Consider the following 17,728-nt stretch of genomic DNA (forward strand, 5'->3'; position numbering starts at 1 on the left):
TTATGTTTGAATGGGCGAACCTGTCTTTATTTCTGGCTACTGCCTTTGTACTGACGCTGGCACCTGGGCCTGACCTGGTATTTTTGGCCACCCAGAGTATCAGCCGTGGCCCTCGTGCCGGCTTTATGACCGCCATGGGTTTGAGTGCGGGTAATCTGGTGCATACCTTGGCGGCGGCGCTGGGGGTGTCGGTTATCTTCCAGACGTCCGCTACCGCCTTTACCGCGCTAAAAATTGCCGGCGCCCTTTACTTGCTCTATTTGGCCTATAAGGCTTTTCGTGCCACGCCTTCCAGCGACAGTGATCCCAAAAGTCCGCCAGCGAATGGTGGCTCGCTGTTTTGGCGCGGTGTGCTGATGAATACCTTGAACCCCAAAGTCGCCCTTTTCTTTCTGGCGTTTCTGCCTCAGTTCACCATTGCCGGTGCCCCGCAGCCTATCTGGCAACAAATGCTGATTCTGGGCCTGCTGTTCACCTTGCAGGTGGTGTTGGTCTTTGGCAGCGCCGGTTTATTTGCTGGCGCTATTAGCCAACGCTTTAGCGGTAAAGGCAGTGGCCGTTTTAGCCTCTGGGCCAATAAAGTGGTCGGGCTGGTGTTTGTGGGCTTGGCGGTGCGGTTGCTTTTGGTAGAGAAGTAGCCCATTGAAGGTTGTTATTTTTTGCCTGTCTGTTTTTGCTTCCTGTGCGTTCGCCCAAACCAGTAGTTGCTACGGCACAACCTCCGATGGCCGCCTGGAAAACGGTGTTGAGTTGCCCTTTCGAGGCGCGAACTTTGTTGGCTATAGCCGCGTAGGCAGGTTGGCAGGGCGTACGTATGTGCACTCCGAAGTACGTAAAATCATCCTTAAATCATATGAGCACTTAAACCGTGAATACCCGGATAAAGTGTTTAAGTACGCGGAAACCGGGTTTAAACAAGGGGGGCAGTTTAAGCCTCATAAGACGCACAGAAATGGCCTGTCGGTTGATTTTATGAGCCCCGTTATTAACTCGGAGGGGAAATCTGTGCATTTGCCAACCCATGCCTTTAACCGCTTTGGCTATGACATCGAGTTCGACGCGTCCGGGAAGTACAAAGACTTGGCGATTGATTACAACTCCTTAGCTGCGCATATTGTGTCTCTGCACAAAACGGCTCAGTCAGAAGGCTATGAATTGTGGCGAGTTATTTTTGACCCAGGGCTCCAGCCCTATTTATTGGCTACACAGTACGGTGACTACCTGAAGAAAAACATTCGTTTTTCTAAAAAGCGTTCGTGGGTAAGGCATGACGAGCATTACCATGTTGATTTTCAAATACCCTGTAAATAAGGGATTGTAGGCCATTGGAGCAGTATCGTGGTCATTCAGTCTGACTTTGGCACTGCCCGGCTTTTCCCTTCATCATCAATCGCCACAAACACAAATTCTCCCTCAGTCACTTTAAATGCCTCCAGTTCATCCAGTGGGGTACACCACACATCCAGCTTAAAGTGCATCGAGGCGTGCCCTACTTTTTCCAGCTCGGTGTAACAACTTACGGTTGAGCCCACCGGAACGGGTTTGAGAAACGACATATTGCTGATGTGCACAGTGGCCACCCGCCCTTTGGCAATACGGCGGGCGTGGATGCTGGCCGCCAAGTCCATTTGCGACAGCACCCAGCCGCCAAAAATATCGCCGTTGGGATTGGTGTCGGCGGGCATGGCAATGGTTTGCAGGCTGAGGGTGCCGGTGGGAAGTGTTTGGCTCATGGGTTTGCTACTCGTTGGGTTCTGGGCAGGTTTGCCCTCGATTCAAAACAGTTTTTCCGGCAACCAGGTGGCCAGATCCGGCCACAGTGCCAGTACGGCCATCATTGAAAGCTGAATGGCAATAAAAGGTATGACGCCTTTATAGATGTGCCCTGTGGCGACGGATTCTGGCGCCACCCCACGCAGGTAAAACAGGGCAAAGCCAAACGGTGGCGTCAGGAATGAGGTTTGAAGGTTTATGGCAATCATAATGCCCAACCAAACCGGGTCCAGGCCCATGGCCAGCAGTACCGGGGCCACAATGGGCACCACCACAAAGGTGATTTCGATAAAGTCGAGGATAAAGCCGAGCAGAAAGATCACCAGCATTACCAGCAGGGTGGCCCCGAACACGCCGCCAGGCAGGCTTTCAAAGACCTCGGTGACCAGTTCTTCGCCACCAAAACCCCGGAACACCAGGGAAAAAATCGCCGCGCCGATCAATATCATAAACACCATGGCGGTGACTTCGGTGGTGTTGCGCATTACCTGGCGCAGCCGTTCCAGATTCAGTTGCTGGCGCACCAGTGCCAGTACGGTCGCCCCAATAGCGCCGACGCCGGCAGCTTCGGTGGGGGTGGCGGCCCCTTTCAGAATAGAGCCGAGTACCAACACAATCAGCAGTACGGGAGGCAGCAGGCTTTTCAGGAGTTGGCCGGTAGTGATGGCTTCCAGGTCATCGCTGGCGGGAGCCAGCTCGGGTTTGATGCGGGCCACAAACAACAGATAAATAATATAAAGCACCACTAACGCCAGCCCGGGAATAATCGCACCCACAAACAGCTCGCCAATGGATACGGTGTCCGGGGTAAAGATGCCCATATTGAGCTGGGCTTGTTGGTAGGCATTGGAAAGAATGTCCCCCAGCAATACCAGGGCAATGGAAGGGGGAATAATCTGCCCCAGGGTGCCAGTGGCGCAGATGGTGCCGCTGGCCAATGCCGGGCTGTAACCGCGCTTGAGCATGGTGGGTAACGACATCAGCCCCATGGTAACGACAGTGGCGCCGACAATACCGGTACTGGCCGCCAACAGCATTCCCACCACAATCACCGCAATGCCAAGGCCGCCGGGGAGGCGGCCAAACAGCCGCGACATGCTGTCCAGTAAGTCTTCTGCCAAGCGGGCTTTTTCCAGCATCACCCCCATCAGGATAAACAGCGGTACCGCAATCAGTGTCTGGTTGGCCATGGTGCCGTAAAGGCGGTTGGGAAGGGCTTCCAGAAACGCCATATCAAAGTGGCCGGTGGCGCTGCCCACCGCGGCAAAAATCAGTGCGGTACCGCCCAGTGTCATGGCTACCGGGTAGCCCAGCATCAGCAGCAGGCAGACCACCGCGAACATAATCAGAGGGATACTTTCGACCATGATCACAGGCCCCCGTCGTGGGGTTCGATGTGGCTACCGCCTTTGCCGAGGAAGAATAAGGTATTGGCAATAATGTCTGCCAAGGCTTGCAGGCCGAGGGTGATTGGCATCATCAACAACAGGGATTTCAGCAGGTAGACAAACGGCAGGCCACCGGGCTCGGTAGAGACTTCCCTGACCTGCCAACTGGCAGCCACGTAGTCCAGGCACAGCCAGAAAATCACCACGCACATGGGCAGCAGTAGCAATAAGCCACCAAGGGCATCCACGAGGGCTTGCCAGCGGGGTTGCAGCCGGCGGTAGAAAAGGTCGACGCGCACATGGCCGCCACGCTTGAGGGTAAAGGCGGCACCCATCAAAAACACGGTGGCGTGCAAGTAGGTGACGCTTTCTTGCAGGGCGATGGAGTTGATTTCCAAGACATAGCGCATCACCACCACGGTTGTGGTTAGCAGCGCCATGGCCAGGGTTAGCCAGCTGAGGGCGCGGCCACTCCATTCGCTGAAATGGTTGATGGCGGAGGCCAGTTGTTGCAAGGGCTGTGAGGGAGTCATGTTGCCGTCATATTTTTGTTATCAATGGCGGATAGTATCAGGAGAACAGTTAAAGGAGACAGAGCGCAGTTTACAGGAGAGCGAGTATGCCCCTGATCTGTGCCCACTGTAATCTTTCTGTCACATACCATTCATATTATTGTCATCCGAAAAATCTAGCATTTTCCCGGAAGTAACTGATCCATAACCCTCCCATGGAGATGACCAACGTGAAAAAGAGCACCAAATTAACTATCGCTGGCCTGGCTGCCGCTGCTACTCTGGCAAGTGCCGCTGCTATCGCCGCTTCTCGTGACTACATTAGCATTGTAGGTTCTTCTACTGTTTACCCGTTTGCTACTGTTGTTGCTGAGCGTTTCGGTAAAGCCACCAAGTTCAGCACTCCCAAGATCGAATCCACTGGTTCTGGTGGTGGTATGAAGCTGTTCTGTGCTGGCCTGGGCGCCGAGCACCCAGACATCACCAACGCTTCTCGTCGCATGAAAGCGTCTGAGTTCGAGCTGTGCAAAAAGAACGGTGTAACTAACGTCGTTGAAGTTCTGATCGGTTACGACGGCATTGTTCTGTCTAACTCTGTTAAGAGCAAGCCCATGCAGCTGAGCCGCAAGGACATCTACCTGGCTCTGGCCAAAGACGTTCCTAACCCAGACGGTTCTGAGTCTCTGATCCCTAACCCTTACAAGACCTGGAAAGACGTTAACCCGGCTCTGCCTAACGTTAAAATCGAGGTTTTGGGTCCTCCTCCAACTTCCGGTACCCGTGACGCTTTCGCCGAGCTGGCAATGGAAGGTGGCGCCAAGAAATTTGCTTGGATCAAGGCCATGAAGAAGAAAGACAAGAAGAAGTACAAAGCTATCGCTCACACTGTTCGTGAAGACGGCGCGTACATCGAAGCGGGCGAGAACGACAACCTGATCGTTCAAAAGCTGGCTGCTAACCCCAATGCCCTGGGTATCTTCGGCTTCTCTTTCCTGGAGCAGAACAGCGACAAGGTTCAAGGTTCTATCATTGAAGGCAACGCGCCTACCTTTGAAACCATTGCTGACAAGTCTTACCCGGTTTCTCGCCCACTGTACTTCTACGTGAAGAAGGACCACGTTGGCGTGATCCCTGGCATCAAGCAATACCTGGCTGAATTCACCAGCGAAAAAGCTTGGGGTGAAGAAGGCTACCTGGCTGAGAAAGGTATGATCCCAATGGGTTCTACCAAGCGTCGTGGCATGGCTGCTTCTGTTAACGGCCTGCAGACTCTGGAATCTCTGTAAGGAACCGAAAAGGGGAGTTGCAACAGTGACTCCTCTTTTTTTAAACCAACGGAATGGTTAATGGACTTAGCTCAGTAGTGACACACTGCTGAGCTATTTCTTTCTCTGGGCCGCGCTAAAAAGTGCGCCCTGATTGCCAAACAACAGGAACTGAACCAACCATGCAAACCGCCAACCTGATTATTGTGCTGGCTGCGATGGTGGGCATTGCCTACTACCTGGGGCGCGGCCGATCGTTTGCCCTGGCCAAGCCAATGGGGGGCATTCGCCACCTCAATTCGTTGCCGTTTTACTACGGTGCACAAACCGCTATTTGGTGTTGTGTTCCGGCCCTGCTGTTAATGGCGCTGTGGGCTATGTTTGATGAGCCCATCATTACCCAGGTGGTGCTGTCTGGGCTGCCAGACGCCCTGCAGCCGCAAACCACCGCTGAGCACAATCTGTTGCTCAACCGTATTGAGAATATTGCCTCTGGGGCGTTGTCTGCGGGTGCAGACGAGCAAGCCCTGGCAGCCGCTGCAGATCGTTTGACCGCTCTGCAGGGCAACACCCAAAAAATCCTTACCGCCGCGGTTTTGTCGCTGGCGGTTGTGGGCGGCTTTTGGGGTTGGCGCAAAGTGTCGCCACAGCTGAAAGCCCGCCACCATGTGGAAATTGTGTTTAAAACCACACTGCTGGCTTGTGCCTGTATCGCCATTCTGACCACCGTGGGCATTGTCTTCTCTGTGGTATTTGAAACCATCCGTTTCTTCAACTTCGACGAGGTGACGGTTACCGGCTTTATCTTTGGTACCGAGTGGAGCCCGCAAACCGCGATTCGTGCGGACCAGGTGGCGTCATCCGGTAGCTTTGGCGCTGTGCCACTGTTCGTTGGCACCTTGCTGATCTCCTTTATTGCCATGGTAGTGGCGGTGCCGGTTGGCCTGATGTCGGCCATCTACCTGGCGGAATACGCCAACCCTCGAGTGCGCAGTGTGGCCAAGCCCATGCTGGAAATTCTGGCGGGTATCCCCACCGTGGTTTACGGCTTCTTCGCCGCTTTGACCGTTGCCCCGTTCCTGCGCGAACTGGGTGAATCTATGGGCCTGGATGTGTCTTCGGAATCTGCCCTCGCCGCCGGTGGCGTGATGGGCATTATGATTATCCCGTTTGTTTCCTCTCTGGCGGACGATGTGATTACCGCGGTGCCCCAGAGCCTGCGCGATGGCTCTTTGGGTCTGGGTGCCACCAAGTCGGAAACCATCAAGAAAGTGATTTTCCCGGCGGCACTGCCGGGTATTGTCGGCGGCATTATGCTGGCGGTGTCTCGCGCCATTGGTGAAACCATGATTGTGGTGATGGCCGCTGGCCTGGCGGCCAATATGACCGCCAACCCATTGGATACCGTGACCACGGTAACCGTTCAGATCGTTACCCTGTTGGTGGGCGACCAAGAATTCGACAGTCCGAAGACCCTGGCAGCCTTTGCCCTGGGCCTGATGCTGTTCGTGGTTACCCTGTTGTTGAACCTGTTCGCCCTGCGTACTGTGAAGAAATATCGAGAGCAATATGACTGATACCACACAGCAAAACGGCGCCCCTGCCACCAGCAATATCGACAAGGTCAACAAAACCCTGGCGAAACGCTACCGGGCAGAAAAGCGCTTCCGTCTTTACGGCATACTCTCTATTGCGTTTGGCCTGTTGGCGTTGGTGATTCTGTTCACCGACATTATCAGCAAGGGCAAAGGGGCTTTCTTCCAGGCGTATATTCAACTGGAAGTCACCTACGACGCTGATGTGTTGGGGGTGTACGACGTCAACGACGAGGACCAGATGGCCCTCGCCAACTTTGAAGGCGTGGTGAAGAAGGCTCTGCGCGACCGCTTCCCGGAAGCCAGTACCCGCAAGCAGAAAAAAGAGCTTTATCGCATTGCCAGTTTGGGTGCCTCGTTTGAGCTACGGGAACGTCTGCAAAACGATCCACAGCTATTGGGAAAAACCGAAACCCTATGGTTGCTGGCGGATGACGATATCGACACTTATTACAAAACTCTGAGTGGCGAAGAGTTTACCGGTGCTACCACCGAAAACCAGCGTACCTGGACCAAAGCGCTGGCGGAGTCCGGCGAGATAGAGCTGCAATTCAGCCGCAACTTCTTCAGCAATGGTGATTCTCGCGAGCCTGAGCTGGCGGGTATCTGGGGGGCAGCCAAAGGCTCGTTCTTCACCCTGCTGATTACCCTGATGTTGTCGTTCCCGATCGGTGTGGCGGCGGCGGTCTATCTGGAAGAGTTTGCCCCCAAGAACAAATGGACGGACTTGATTGAGGTAAATATCAACAACCTCGCGGCCGTACCTTCCATTATTTTCGGTTTGTTGGGTTTGGCGGTATTTATCAACTTCTTCCACACCCCTCGTTCCACGCCCATTGTGGCGGGCCTGGTGCTGACGTTGATGACTTTGCCGACGATTATTATTTCCAGTCGCGCAGCCATTAAGGCCGTGCCGCCCTCCATCCGCCAGGCGGCCATGGGCATGGGTGCCTCGCCCATGCAGGTGGTGCTGCACCACGTACTGCCATTGGCCATGCCCGGCATGCTTACCGGTTCCATTATCGGTATGGCGCAAGCGCTGGGTGAAAGTGCGCCGCTGCTGATGATTGGTTTGGTGGCCTTCGTGGTGGACGTGCCCGGAGCCATCAACGATCCGGCCACGGTGCTGCCTGTGCAGATTTATCTGTGGGCAGACAGCCCGGAACGGGCATTTGTGGAAAAGACGTCGGCGGCAATTATGGTGCTGCTGAGCTTCCTGATCATGATGAATACCCTGGCAGTAATTTTGCGTAAGCGGCTTGAGCGCCGCTGGTAACAGCTATGGCAGAGTGGTGGCGGTGCGTTGCACGCCACCGAAATGCGAACAACTTAGGTAGAATGCGATGACAACTCTAGCGACAGGACAAACCGGCGGGATGTTAATGAACAAAGAAGAACGCACCGAGTCAGAAGTGGTACGTGATATCGAGCATGGTGAAACCGTGGGTGAGCCTCTGGTGGACGATGCCAAAATGGCCGTGCGCAACGCCAATGTGTTTTATGGCGAAAAGCAGGCGATTTTTGATGTTAGCCTGGATGTGGGTAAGAATCAGGTGATTGCTATGATCGGCCCGTCCGGCTGTGGTAAATCCACCTTCTTGCGCTGCCTCAACCGCATGAACGACACCGTGGAGAGTTGCCGTGTGAGTGGTGACCTGACCCTGGATGGCGAAGACATCTACGGTAAGAAGATGGACGTGGTTGCCTTGCGCGCTCGTATCGGCATGGTGTTCCAAAAGCCGAATCCTTTCCCCAAGTCTATTTATGACAATGTGGCTTACGGCCCGCGTTTGCACGGCCTGGCCAGTCGCCGTGGTGAGCTGGATGAAATTGTTGAAACCAGTTTGCGTCGCGCTTCCCTGTGGGATGAGGTGAAAGATCGCCTGCAATCACCGGGTACCGGCCTCTCCGGTGGTCAGCAACAGCGCCTGTGTATTGCTCGCGCCATTGCGGTAAGCCCGGAAGTGATTTTGATGGATGAGCCCTGTTCTGCTTTGGACCCCATTGCAACCGCTCGCATCGAAGAACTGATTGCCGAGCTGCGCGAAAATTACACCATCGCCATTGTGACTCACTCGATGCAACAGGCGGCGCGGGTTTCCCAGCGCACCGCTTACTTCCACCTGGGGCACCTGGTAGAAGTGAATGACACCCAGAAAGTGTTTACCTCGCCGGAGCATGAGCTCACCGAAGCTTACATTACCGGCCGTTTCGGATAAGGAAAGGAGTATAACAACATGGCTAGTATGCAATTTGACCAACATATTTCTCAGGAATTTAACGACGAACTTGAGCAGGTAAAAACCCGTATGCTGGAAATGGGTGGCTCGGTTCATCAGCAGCTGCTGGATGCGGTACAGGCGGTAGAGCACGCCGACTCCTCTCTGGCGGAGCGAGTTATTGAGCAGGAAGTGGACATCGATGAAACCGAAATGGAAATCGACGAAGCTTGCACCCTGTTGATCGCACGCCGCCAACCGGCTGCCAGTGACCTGCGCATGGTGATTGCGGTGAGCAAAACCGTACACGACCTGGAGCGCATTGGTGACGAAGCGGTTCGCGTTGCCAAAATGGCCATTAACCTGAGTGAGCAGGGTACGGCGCCTCGCGGTTATCTGGAAATTCGCCATATCGCCAACAGCGTGTGTGACATGCTCAACAGCTCGCTGAATGCCTTTGCTCGCTACGATGTGGAAGCAGCGTTAAAAACCCTTGGTGATGATGACCAAGTGGATATGGACTACAAGAGCGCCCTGCGTGAGCTGGTGACTTACATGATGGAAGACCCTCGCAGCATTACCCGGGTGATGAACATTATGTGGACTCTGCGTGCACTGGAGCGTGTTGGTGACCACGCCAAAAATATCTGTGAGCAGGTGGTTTACCTGGTGAAAGGTAAAGACATTCGCCACGGGCACTTGGACGAAGCGTAAAGCTGAGTTTTCCCCAAGTGGTATAAAAACGCCTTGCTATTTTGTGTAGCAAGGCGTTTTTTTATTTTTTCAGTAATTGATAAACATCCAGATTTCCACCGGTGCCGAACTCTGTGCGCAGCAGCTGGTTAGTCAAATGATAAGTGTCCGGACTCATGGGCTGGTCACTGCTAAGCGCATAACGGATCAGCCGGTCTAACTTGCCTTGTTGGTCCGGTTGCTGAAAAGCCTGATCCAGTAATTGTTGCCGATAGTCATCACCAATCAGCGCGGCCTGTTGCGCCACTCGCTCAGCGCCCTTGGCCAGTACAGATTGTCTCAGCTCTGCCCGGCTTAACGGGTCTCTGGGGTTGTCGTTCAAGCCGATCCGCGAGTCGCCGGTAAAGACCTGATCGTCGTAACGATAGGTAACAGTGGCATTTTGCTGTTCATTGCCTTGGGTAAAACTCAGTTCCAGTGTCGCCGTCTGCACCACTTCCAGCACCGGGTAGGTGTAGGTAGCGTAAACGTCTTCGATAATTTCAACGGGAGTGGCGGCCAATTCGTCTTCGAGGTGGTGGTAGTCGCGTTCGCACTTCTGTAATTGGTGCAGAGTATCCTTGAGGTCGCTTTGCAGTGACGCCAGTTGGTCTTTGCTTTGGCGCACACGTTGTTTCAGTTCACTGATGCGTTGTTGAATGTCTGTGTGCTCAGTAGTGCCCGGTGTCGATGCTGACAGTAAGCGGCGTTGCTCATCAAGAGCACCTTTGCGTTTCGCCAGCCGGTGTTCCTGCTTACCAATGCCTGACTGTTGGTAGTGCTCCTGTTCTCGCAATTGCTCCAGCTGGTAATGGAGTGATTGTAAATCGTCCTCAATGACCAGGTATTCCGGATTGCTGCGGGTAATGGTGCCGCTGACGTACTCGTAACTGCCGGTGGCTTCAAACTCTTGCACATCAAACACAGGCTGGCCTGCGGTGACTTTCAGTGGAATATGGTTGGCCTCGCCTGAACGGTAAGTTTGAGTAGGTTGCTCAGTGGTACTGATCAACTCGGCGTCGCCTGTTACGAATACCTGAGGTGCGTAAGCCTGTGTGAGTTTCCGTCGCAGTTTTGCGGCTCGTGTTGCTGCCGCACTGTCCCCTCGTAATTGCGACTGCTTTTGGTAGAGCACGGCGGCCAGACCAGACAGTTGGCTCTGTTCGCTGCGGCTGGCAGCAGCGGCAATCTGATCGCTCCAGATATCCAGCTGCTGTTGTGCAATGGCCAGCTTTTGCTGGGCTTTTACCGAGTCGGGCTTGGTGATGAGCGCCTGCTGGTAGGCTTCTACAGCGCGCTCGTAGTTGCCGCCGGTGAATTGTTGGTCGCCCCGGTTGATGGCGTTGTTAAAAGCGCAACCACCGCAAACGGCGGCTGCGCACAAAAGGGCAAGTAATCTGGACATTGTTCTGCACCGGTCTTGTTGTTATTCGGGGCCTGTGGTCAGGTATTGGTGCAGTGTATATCGGTTAATCTGAATCGAAGCTGAACAGGTTCTCAGGGTTGAGTTTGGCCTTGCGGTTGCATTTCCGCCATACGCTGTTGGGCTTTTTGCGCCAGATCACCACTGCCTCGAGCCGCTTCCTGGAAGTACTTTTGCGCCCGCTGATAGTCTCTGCGCTGAAACGCCAACTCACCCAGGTAATAGCTGGTAGGCAAGGTTGGCAGAATCCGATAGCTGGCCAATAAATCCTGTTCCGCCGAATTTAATTGGTTTTGTTGCAGACGCACCAAACCGCGGAGTGCGTGGGGTTTGAAATAAGCAGGGTTCTTGCCAATGGCGGTGGTGTAGGACTTTTCCGCATTGGCCAAGTTGTTTTGCATCTCCCAGGCAACGCCACGCAGTTCCCAAAAGCTACTTTCTCCTGGCTGCAAGGCCACTGCCCGGTCCAGCTTTTTCAGGGCCTCTTGAGGTTTTTGGGCGGCCAATAACTGCTGTGCCTCTTCTGCTGCCTGGTAGGCCGGGGCGTCCTTCTTGAGTTGGGCGATGGCCCGTTGGTAACCGCTGCGATTGCGAGTGCCGCCGCTGCCCAATTGCGCCACATGACTTTTATTAGCAGCGACTCGCTGTTGGGATGGCGGATGGCTGGCAAACAGGGCGGAGATCGGGTCGCTGCGTCGCCCCTGGGAAAGGCGCACAAACACCTGCTGTAACTCCACCGCCCCCTGGGGGTCGTAGCCCGCCCGTTTCATATACAGCATGCCGTACTGGTCGGATTCCAGCTCGTCGTCACGCCCGTAGCGGGCCATCAACGCAGAGGCGCCCAGTCCACCCCACTGGGCTAATGCGCCTTCGTATTGGGTGTCTTTGGCAAAACCGCCGGCTACCGCTAACCCTGCTCCCAGCAATTGCTGCTGGCTAAGGCGCGCTGCAGTGTGGCGGGCGGCGGCGTGAACAATTTCGTGGCTCAGCACCGCCGCCAGCTGGGCTTCATCTTCCAGATACACCAACAAACCGCGGTTGATGGCGATCTTGCCGCCGGGCAGGGCCCAGGCGTTGGGTACAGAGCTGTTGAGTACGGTGAATTCGTAGGGCAAATCGGGGCGATCGCTGACTTTGGCCAGCTTTTGGCCCACATTGTTGATATAAAACTGCAGCTCGTTGTCCACATAGTAACTCCCTCCCTGAGACTGCACTTGCGGGCGATATTGCTGTTGGCCAATCTGAACCTCCTGTTGGGTAGATAGTAGCGACAGTTCCTTTTTGCCGGTAACCGGGTTTACTGCGCAGCCGCTGGCAAACAGCGCTGACAGCAGTACAAGCAATAGGGGGCGACGTAGAGACATGGCAATCATCCTTTTCGGTCAGTTTGGCCGTATAATCGTTGTTAATTTTAGCGCCTGAACAGCCGCCAAAGGTAAAAATATGCACATAATTATTTCCCCTGCGAAAACCCTGGATTTTGACACGCCCCCCAAAGCCAACAGGCACAGCCAAGCGGAGTTTCTGGCTAATTCTGCCAAATTGATCGGTGAGCTACGCCAGTTGGCACCCCAGGACATCAGTGCGTTGATGAAGGTGAGCGATAAGATCGGCCAGCTCAACTACGACCGTTTTCAAAGCTGGAAGCGCCCTTTTACGGAAAAAAATGCCAAGCAGGCATTGTTGGCGTTTAAGGGGGATGTATACACCGGCCTGGATGCGGAGAGCTTTACTCAGCACGACTTTAATTGGGCGCAGAAACATTTACGCATTCTCTCTGGCCTTTACGGCCTGTTAAAGCCGCTGGACCTGATTCAGCCTTATCGGCTGGAAATGGGTACCAAATTTGCCAACAAAGGCGGTAAAAATCTCTATGAGTTTTGGGGCGATACCATTACCGAGGCTTTGAATGTTGAGCTGGCCAGTGACAAAAAACCGGTACTGATTAATCTGGCCTCCAATGAGTACTTTAAAGCGGTACAGCCGAAGGCCTTGAATGCGGAAATTATTACCCCGGCGTTTAAGGATTTTAAAAATGGTCAGTACAAAATGATTAGCTTTTACGCCAAAAAAGCTCGAGGTTTGATGAGTGCCTATATCATTAAAAGTCGCCTCAAGAATCCCGAAGATATTAAAAACTTTGACAGCGATGGCTACTATTACAGCGAAGAGCAATCAACAGGAAATAACTGGGTATTCCTTAGAGATGAACAGTGAGGGATGAGTTCGCATCATGGAAAAGCCGTATTCCCAAGCCTGCGAAAATAACAAAAGGCCAGTTCTTGCAATTCTGAAAAAGGCGCTTGCGCACAGCAAGCGAGTACTGGAAGTGGGTAGTGGCACCGGCCAGCATGCGGTTCATTTTGCTCCGGAGCTTCCTCACCTGCACTGGCAAACCAGTGACTTGCCGGAAAATCACATTGGCATTAACCAGTGGATTGATGATTTTCCATGCGCTAATTTGCAGCGCCCTTTATTGCTGGATGTCGATATGCCGGAGTGGAATTTAGACGCTGTCGATGGCGTGTTTACTGCCAATACCTTGCATATTATGTCTTGGCAAAGTGTGCAGAATCTATTTGTTCATGTGGGTAAGGTATTGTCGCCTGGTGGCCGCTTCTGTATTTACGGGCCGTTTAATTACAATGGCCAATACACCAGCGACAGCAATGCCAGTTTTGATGTCTGGTTAAAAGAGACGGCATCTCACCGGGCAATTCGCGATTTTGAAGCGGTTGAAAAGCTGGCGAAGGAGCAGAGCATGTCGTTGTTGGATGACTATGAAATGCCGGCAAATAATCGGTTGTTGGTTTGGGAAAAGAAATAATTTATGTATGTCCCCGATAAATGGAGGATGAAAGAAGCCGATAAAATTTATAGTTTTATCGATAACTACAGTTTTGCCACAGTGATTTCCGGAAATCTTGACGCTTCCCACCTCCCTCTCCTATTGAAGTTTCAGAGTGATGGTATCCCAGTGCTGTACGGGCACTTTTCCAAAGCCAATACACAAATAAAACAAATTGCTCAAACTCGGGTGTTAGCAGTTTTTCATGGGCCGCACGCTTATATATCGCCATCTTGGTACGCGAATAAGCCCGCCGTGCCTACCTGGAACTATGCGGCTGTTCATGTACAGGGTACGGTGCATCTAACAGATGGAGACGAAACTCTTAAACGCCTGGATCAATTGATTCAAAAATACGATCCGGGTTTGTCTGCTGAAGTTATTTCAGACGAGCATAAAAATAAATTATTGAATGGTATCGTTGGTTTTAAAATTGTTGTCGACGATATTCAAGCCAAGGAAAAGTTGGGCCAGCATAAAAGCTCAGAGGATCAAAGGGGTGTAACACATGGTTTGGCGAATGAATGTGGTGATGCCAGGCAGCTGCTTGAGTACATGCGTAAGTACGGCATAGGTACTGGTGACTAATTTGCCTTGTTCGGAGTTGGGGCTAGCGACGCCAATAGAGCGTGTTAGGGTTGGCGTGCTGGCTGAGAAAGATATCCAACTGATTATCAAACGCGAAGACCTTCGCCACCCACAAATTTCTGGCAATAAATTTCACAAGCTGAAGTACAACCTGGACTACGCAAAGCGGGAGGGTTTTTCCGCCGTTGCCAGTTTTGGCGGTGCCTGGTCGAACCATCTTCATGCCCTGGCCTATGCGGGAAAACAACAGGGATTAAATACTATCGGCTTTATTCGTGGCCCCTTGCCTCAGCCACTCAATGCCATGTTGAAAGACGCCCAGAGCTGGGGAATGGATTTGAGGCCGCTGAGTTACGGAGATTATCGTCGCCGCTATGAGGATGATTTTTGTCAGGAGCTGATGGCGTCGGTCACCAATGGCTACCTGATTCCTGAAGGCGGTGCTGGTCAATTAGCGGTTCGTGGTTGTGCCGAGCTGGGTGCAGAAATTGTGGCCCAAACACCGGGGATGGATTACCTCTGTGTCGCCTGTGGCACCGGTGCCACCATGGCGGGGCTAATTGCAGGGGTTAAGGGTCGGGCAACCGTTCTGGGTTTTTCTGTGATCAAAAACAACCATAAGCTACAAAGCGATATTCGCAGCTGGTTGCCTGAACACTGTCTTCAAAAGCCATGGCGCATTATTGAGGGCTATGATTGTGGTGGTTTCGGTAAACTCAGTCAGCAGCTGGTGGCGTTTATGGATCAATGGCACTCTCATAGCAGTATCCCACTTGAGCCACTTTACACCGGTAAAATGCTTTATGGATTATTCCATCTGATTGATGCCGATTACTTTCCGCCGGCCTCAAAGGTTGTGGTGTTGCACAGTGGTGGCTTACAGGGTTTGCGGGGTATGGAATCTGAAATGGAAAAATATCGGAGCTGAGATGGCAACAGATTATCAACAGGTATTGGACTTTTGGTTTGGTGATGGCGCTGATGCAGAAATTGCCAGTCGCCAATCATCGCTTTGGTGGGGTAAAAATCCGGAAGTGGATTGCCAGATTAAACGCCAGTTTGAAGGAGACTTGCAGGCCCTTGTTGACGGCCAGCAACCGCAATGGCTGGAAAGCCCACAGGGCCGGCTGGCGGCCATTGTTGTACTCGACCAATTCTCGCGCAATATGTACCGCGATAGTGGCCAATCTTTCTCCCAAGATGGTTTGGCACTGGCATTATGCATTGAAGGGATTGACCGTGGTGTTGATAAAAAACTCAGCCCGATCCAGCGTGTGTTTTTCTACATGCCCTTGGAGCACGCAGAGTCCATGGACATGCAAAACTTATCGGTGACGGCCTTCGAACGACTCCACAGTGAAGTGCCAGAAACCGATCAAAAATTGTTTGCCGGGTTTGTTGAATTTGCGGAAAAACACCGAGTAATTATTGAACGCTTCGGCCGTTATCCTCATCGAAATAAATTATTAGGTCGTGAGTCAACGGCAGAAGAAGTTGAGTTTTTAAAACAGCCGGGTAGTAGATTTTAGTACTTCAACGTGCGGTTTTTGCAAAAGCATTAATTGCCCATGGTGGCGTTGCTCTTGAAATATTTGCCATTGAAGATAGTATGGCGCCTTCAATAATTAACAAGGATGCGTTCATGGAACACACAACTGCAAACCCATACAAGACCCCCGGTTCTGAGGTGCTGAATACCAATGCAAAAGCGGGGGCTATGAACTTTAAACGCATTAGCGCTTGGGGTGTTTTTGGTTTAGGTATTATTACGTTGGGTATTTATTATATTTATTGGATGTATAACCGGGCACAGGTGATTAACCAATTCCATGGTGAAAAAATATCTGCAGGCCTGCTCAATGGATTTGTCGCAATCGTGATTGCTACCTTCTTGTCGGGCTTTATCACTGAATTCGTTGATGAGTCCGGTCTTATTCTAGAGGCTATTCTCAATCTGGCTTACTTCGTGCTGTGGCTACTGGTGATTTTCGGTATTCGTAGTCGACTGGAAAATATTCTTGCTCGAAAACTTAATGGCATTATGACGTTCTTTTTTGGTGGGCTTTACCTGCAATACAAAATCAATGAAGCCATTGATGAATCCATTCAAGAATGAGTGGTGCTTGACGAGTATTTATTTGACACTGCAAGGTGAGTCAGCGAAAAACTGGCTCACCATTCTATTTTTTTATAAGGCAAATACTGCCCCGCATCTTCCATATAACGCGTGTTCATCGCGGTTTCTTGTGCCAGAAAATCCGCAATCGCGTGATTAAAACGCTCGTCAGCTAGCCAGTGATAAGAGCAGGTTTCCACAGGCTCAAAACCGCGGCGTATTTTGTGTTCTCCTTGGGCGCCGGCATCAAATCGTTGCAGCCCCTTTTCGATGGCGTATTCAATGCCCTGATAGTAACAAAGCTCGAAGTGTAAACCGTCCAGCTCCATGGCGGTGCCCCAATAGCGGCCGTACAATGTGTTTTGATCGTGAAAGAATAATGCGGCTGCTACTAACGAACCGTCGGCATCCCGCGCGGTGGCCACCATAATTTGTTCCGCCATGGTGTTGCCAATGCGTTCAAAAAAGTCCCGGTTTAGATAGCCGGTACCGCCGCTGCGTTTTAAATAAGTGCGATGATACAGCGGGTAAAATTGATCCCACAGAGAGTGGTTTAGCTGCTCGCCGGTCAGTCGCTCCAGCACCAGTTTATGTTCAGCAACTTTGCGCCGTTCGGCCTGTACGGTTTTGCGTTTGCGGGCCTTAAACCCACTGAGAAAATCATCAAAACACCGATAACCGCGGTTCAGCCAATGGAACTGGGTGCCGGTTCGACGCTGTAAAAAATCCAGATTTCGTAGTTGCTGGTCTTGCTCAGGGTTTGGGAACAACAAGTGAAAGCCAGAGTGTTCCTGTTGTTCAGCAACGTCACGAATGGCCGCGCCCATGTTTTCGATAATGGTGTTGGTATCGCAACCTGGTGCCATTAACAGTCGGGGGCCGGTGGCGGGGGTAAACGGTACTGCACTCAGCAGCTTGGGGTAGTAGGGCAGTTGCAGGCGCTGATAGGCGTCGGCCCAACTCCAGTCGAACACGTACTCCCCCCAAGAGTGGTGTTTTTCATACAGCGGCAAGGCGGCCACAGGGGTGTTGTTGTCCCGTAACAGCAGGTGGCGTGGCTGCCACCCGGTGTCTTCGCAGACACTGCCGCTGTTCTCCAGGGCGGCGAGAAACCGGTGTTGCAAAAACGGGTAGTCGCACCCCAACAGGTGGTTCCAACAGTCTGCAGATATACCGTTGATACTGGTGCAGAAATCCACGTCCACAAAAGGTCACTCTTGCTATTGGTGCGCTGAGCCAGAGGATATACACTGGTGCGCCGACAATAAC

General features: G+C 52.5%; 19 protein-coding genes. 13 read left to right on the plus strand and 6 right to left on the minus strand.

Annotated features, from left to right (window positions below; translation table 11 throughout):
• The first annotated feature begins 2 nt into the window (after window positions 1–2).
• Both KFE80_09805 and KFE80_09810 read left to right on the plus strand, forming a co-directional pair.
• The gene (locus KFE80_09805; protein UTW44687.1) at window positions 3–638 is read left to right on the plus strand and encodes a LysE family translocator; all 636 of its coding nucleotides are present in this window, start codon (window positions 3–5) and stop codon (window positions 636–638) included.
• 4 nt (window positions 639–642) lie between these two features.
• Window positions 643–1,311, plus strand: a complete 669-nt coding sequence (locus tag KFE80_09810; protein UTW44688.1) for a penicillin-insensitive murein endopeptidase — start codon at window positions 643–645, stop codon at window positions 1,309–1,311.
• A 35-nt stretch (window positions 1,312–1,346) separates the two neighbouring features.
• Here KFE80_09810 and KFE80_09815 read toward each other — a convergent pair whose 3' ends face one another.
• From KFE80_09815 to KFE80_09825, 3 genes are read right to left on the minus strand one after another with little or no spacing between them, the layout of a single operon-like run.
• Window positions 1,347–1,733 (minus strand): acyl-CoA thioesterase, encoded by a 387-nt coding sequence (locus KFE80_09815; protein ID UTW44689.1) that lies wholly within the window; start codon window positions 1,731–1,733, stop codon window positions 1,347–1,349.
• Window positions 1,734–1,775: 42 nt separating this feature from the next.
• Complete coding sequence (locus tag KFE80_09820) at window positions 1,776–3,140, minus strand: TRAP transporter large permease subunit (protein ID UTW44690.1); 1,365 nt, start codon at window positions 3,138–3,140, stop codon at window positions 1,776–1,778.
• Window positions 3,141–3,142: 2 nt separating this feature from the next.
• Window positions 3,143–3,694: a TRAP transporter small permease subunit gene (locus KFE80_09825; GenBank protein ID UTW44691.1), complete on the minus strand. Its 552-nt coding sequence runs from the start codon at window positions 3,692–3,694 to the stop codon at window positions 3,143–3,145.
• A 200-nt stretch (window positions 3,695–3,894) separates the two neighbouring features.
• On the opposite strand from KFE80_09825, the gene KFE80_09830 reads away from it, so the two are divergent.
• The 5 genes from KFE80_09830 to phoU all read left to right on the plus strand — a co-directional run bounded on the left by KFE80_09830 (window position 3,895) and on the right by phoU (window position 9,466).
• Window positions 3,895–4,959 carry a PstS family phosphate ABC transporter substrate-binding protein gene (locus KFE80_09830; protein UTW46689.1) on the plus strand — a complete coding sequence of 355 codons (1,065 nt, stop codon included), beginning with the start codon at window positions 3,895–3,897 and terminating at the stop codon, window positions 4,957–4,959.
• Between the two features lie 161 nt (window positions 4,960–5,120).
• Window positions 5,121–6,515, plus strand: coding sequence for a phosphate ABC transporter permease subunit PstC (pstC, locus tag KFE80_09835; GenBank protein ID UTW44692.1), 1,395 nt, complete (start codon window positions 5,121–5,123; stop codon window positions 6,513–6,515).
• Window positions 6,508–7,809: a phosphate ABC transporter permease PstA gene (gene pstA, locus KFE80_09840; protein UTW44693.1), complete on the plus strand. Its 1,302-nt coding sequence runs from the start codon at window positions 6,508–6,510 to the stop codon at window positions 7,807–7,809. The genes pstC and pstA overlap by 8 nt, the downstream gene beginning before the upstream one ends.
• A 100-nt stretch (window positions 7,810–7,909) precedes the next feature.
• Window positions 7,910–8,752, plus strand: coding sequence for a phosphate ABC transporter ATP-binding protein (locus tag KFE80_09845; GenBank protein ID UTW44694.1), 843 nt, complete (start codon window positions 7,910–7,912; stop codon window positions 8,750–8,752).
• Between the two features lie 18 nt (window positions 8,753–8,770).
• Window positions 8,771–9,466 carry a phosphate signaling complex protein PhoU gene (phoU, locus tag KFE80_09850; protein ID UTW44695.1) on the plus strand — a complete coding sequence of 232 codons (696 nt, stop codon included), beginning with the start codon at window positions 8,771–8,773 and terminating at the stop codon, window positions 9,464–9,466.
• Between the two features lie 61 nt (window positions 9,467–9,527).
• On the opposite strand, the gene KFE80_09855 is transcribed toward phoU, so the two are convergent.
• Window positions 9,528–10,889, minus strand: a complete 1,362-nt coding sequence (locus tag KFE80_09855; protein UTW44696.1) for a hypothetical protein — start codon at window positions 10,887–10,889, stop codon at window positions 9,528–9,530.
• Between the two features lie 92 nt (window positions 10,890–10,981).
• Window positions 10,982–12,271 carry a M48 family metalloprotease gene (locus KFE80_09860; protein ID UTW44697.1) on the minus strand — a complete coding sequence of 430 codons (1,290 nt, stop codon included), beginning with the start codon at window positions 12,269–12,271 and terminating at the stop codon, window positions 10,982–10,984.
• A 79-nt stretch (window positions 12,272–12,350) separates the two neighbouring features.
• Here KFE80_09860 and yaaA point away from each other — a divergent pair, with 79 nt between their 5' ends.
• The 6 genes from yaaA (at window position 12,351) to KFE80_09890 (ending at window position 16,459) form a co-directional block, all read left to right on the plus strand.
• Window positions 12,351–13,124 carry a peroxide stress protein YaaA gene (gene yaaA, locus KFE80_09865; GenBank protein ID UTW44698.1) on the plus strand — a complete coding sequence of 258 codons (774 nt, stop codon included), beginning with the start codon at window positions 12,351–12,353 and terminating at the stop codon, window positions 13,122–13,124.
• 16 nt (window positions 13,125–13,140) lie between these two features.
• A complete protein-coding gene (locus KFE80_09870) occupies window positions 13,141–13,734 on the plus strand; it encodes a DUF938 domain-containing protein (protein ID UTW44699.1) in 594 nt (197 codons plus the stop codon).
• Window positions 13,735–13,737: 3 nt separating this feature from the next.
• Complete coding sequence (locus KFE80_09875; GenBank protein UTW44700.1) at window positions 13,738–14,343, plus strand: FMN-binding negative transcriptional regulator; 606 nt, start codon at window positions 13,738–13,740, stop codon at window positions 14,341–14,343.
• Window positions 14,336–15,271, plus strand: coding sequence for a pyridoxal-phosphate dependent enzyme (locus KFE80_09880; protein UTW44701.1), 936 nt, complete (start codon window positions 14,336–14,338; stop codon window positions 15,269–15,271). The genes KFE80_09875 and KFE80_09880 overlap by 8 nt, the downstream gene beginning before the upstream one ends.
• A 1-nt stretch (window position 15,272) precedes the next feature.
• The gene (locus tag KFE80_09885) at window positions 15,273–15,872 is read left to right on the plus strand and encodes a DUF924 domain-containing protein (protein UTW44702.1); all 600 of its coding nucleotides are present in this window, start codon (window positions 15,273–15,275) and stop codon (window positions 15,870–15,872) included.
• A 113-nt stretch (window positions 15,873–15,985) separates the two neighbouring features.
• Window positions 15,986–16,459, plus strand: a complete 474-nt coding sequence (locus tag KFE80_09890; GenBank protein ID UTW44703.1) for a DUF4234 domain-containing protein — start codon at window positions 15,986–15,988, stop codon at window positions 16,457–16,459.
• A 56-nt stretch (window positions 16,460–16,515) separates the two neighbouring features.
• On the opposite strand, the gene KFE80_09895 is transcribed toward KFE80_09890, so the two are convergent.
• On the minus strand, window positions 16,516–17,664 hold the full coding sequence (locus KFE80_09895; protein ID UTW44704.1) for an N-acetyltransferase: 1,149 nt from the start codon (window positions 17,662–17,664) through the stop codon (window positions 16,516–16,518).
• Between the last annotated feature and the right edge of the window lie 64 nt (window positions 17,665–17,728).

This window comes from bacterium SCSIO 12696, assembly GCA_024397955.1.
Lineage (GTDB): Bacteria > Pseudomonadota > Gammaproteobacteria > Pseudomonadales > Porticoccaceae > SCSIO-12696.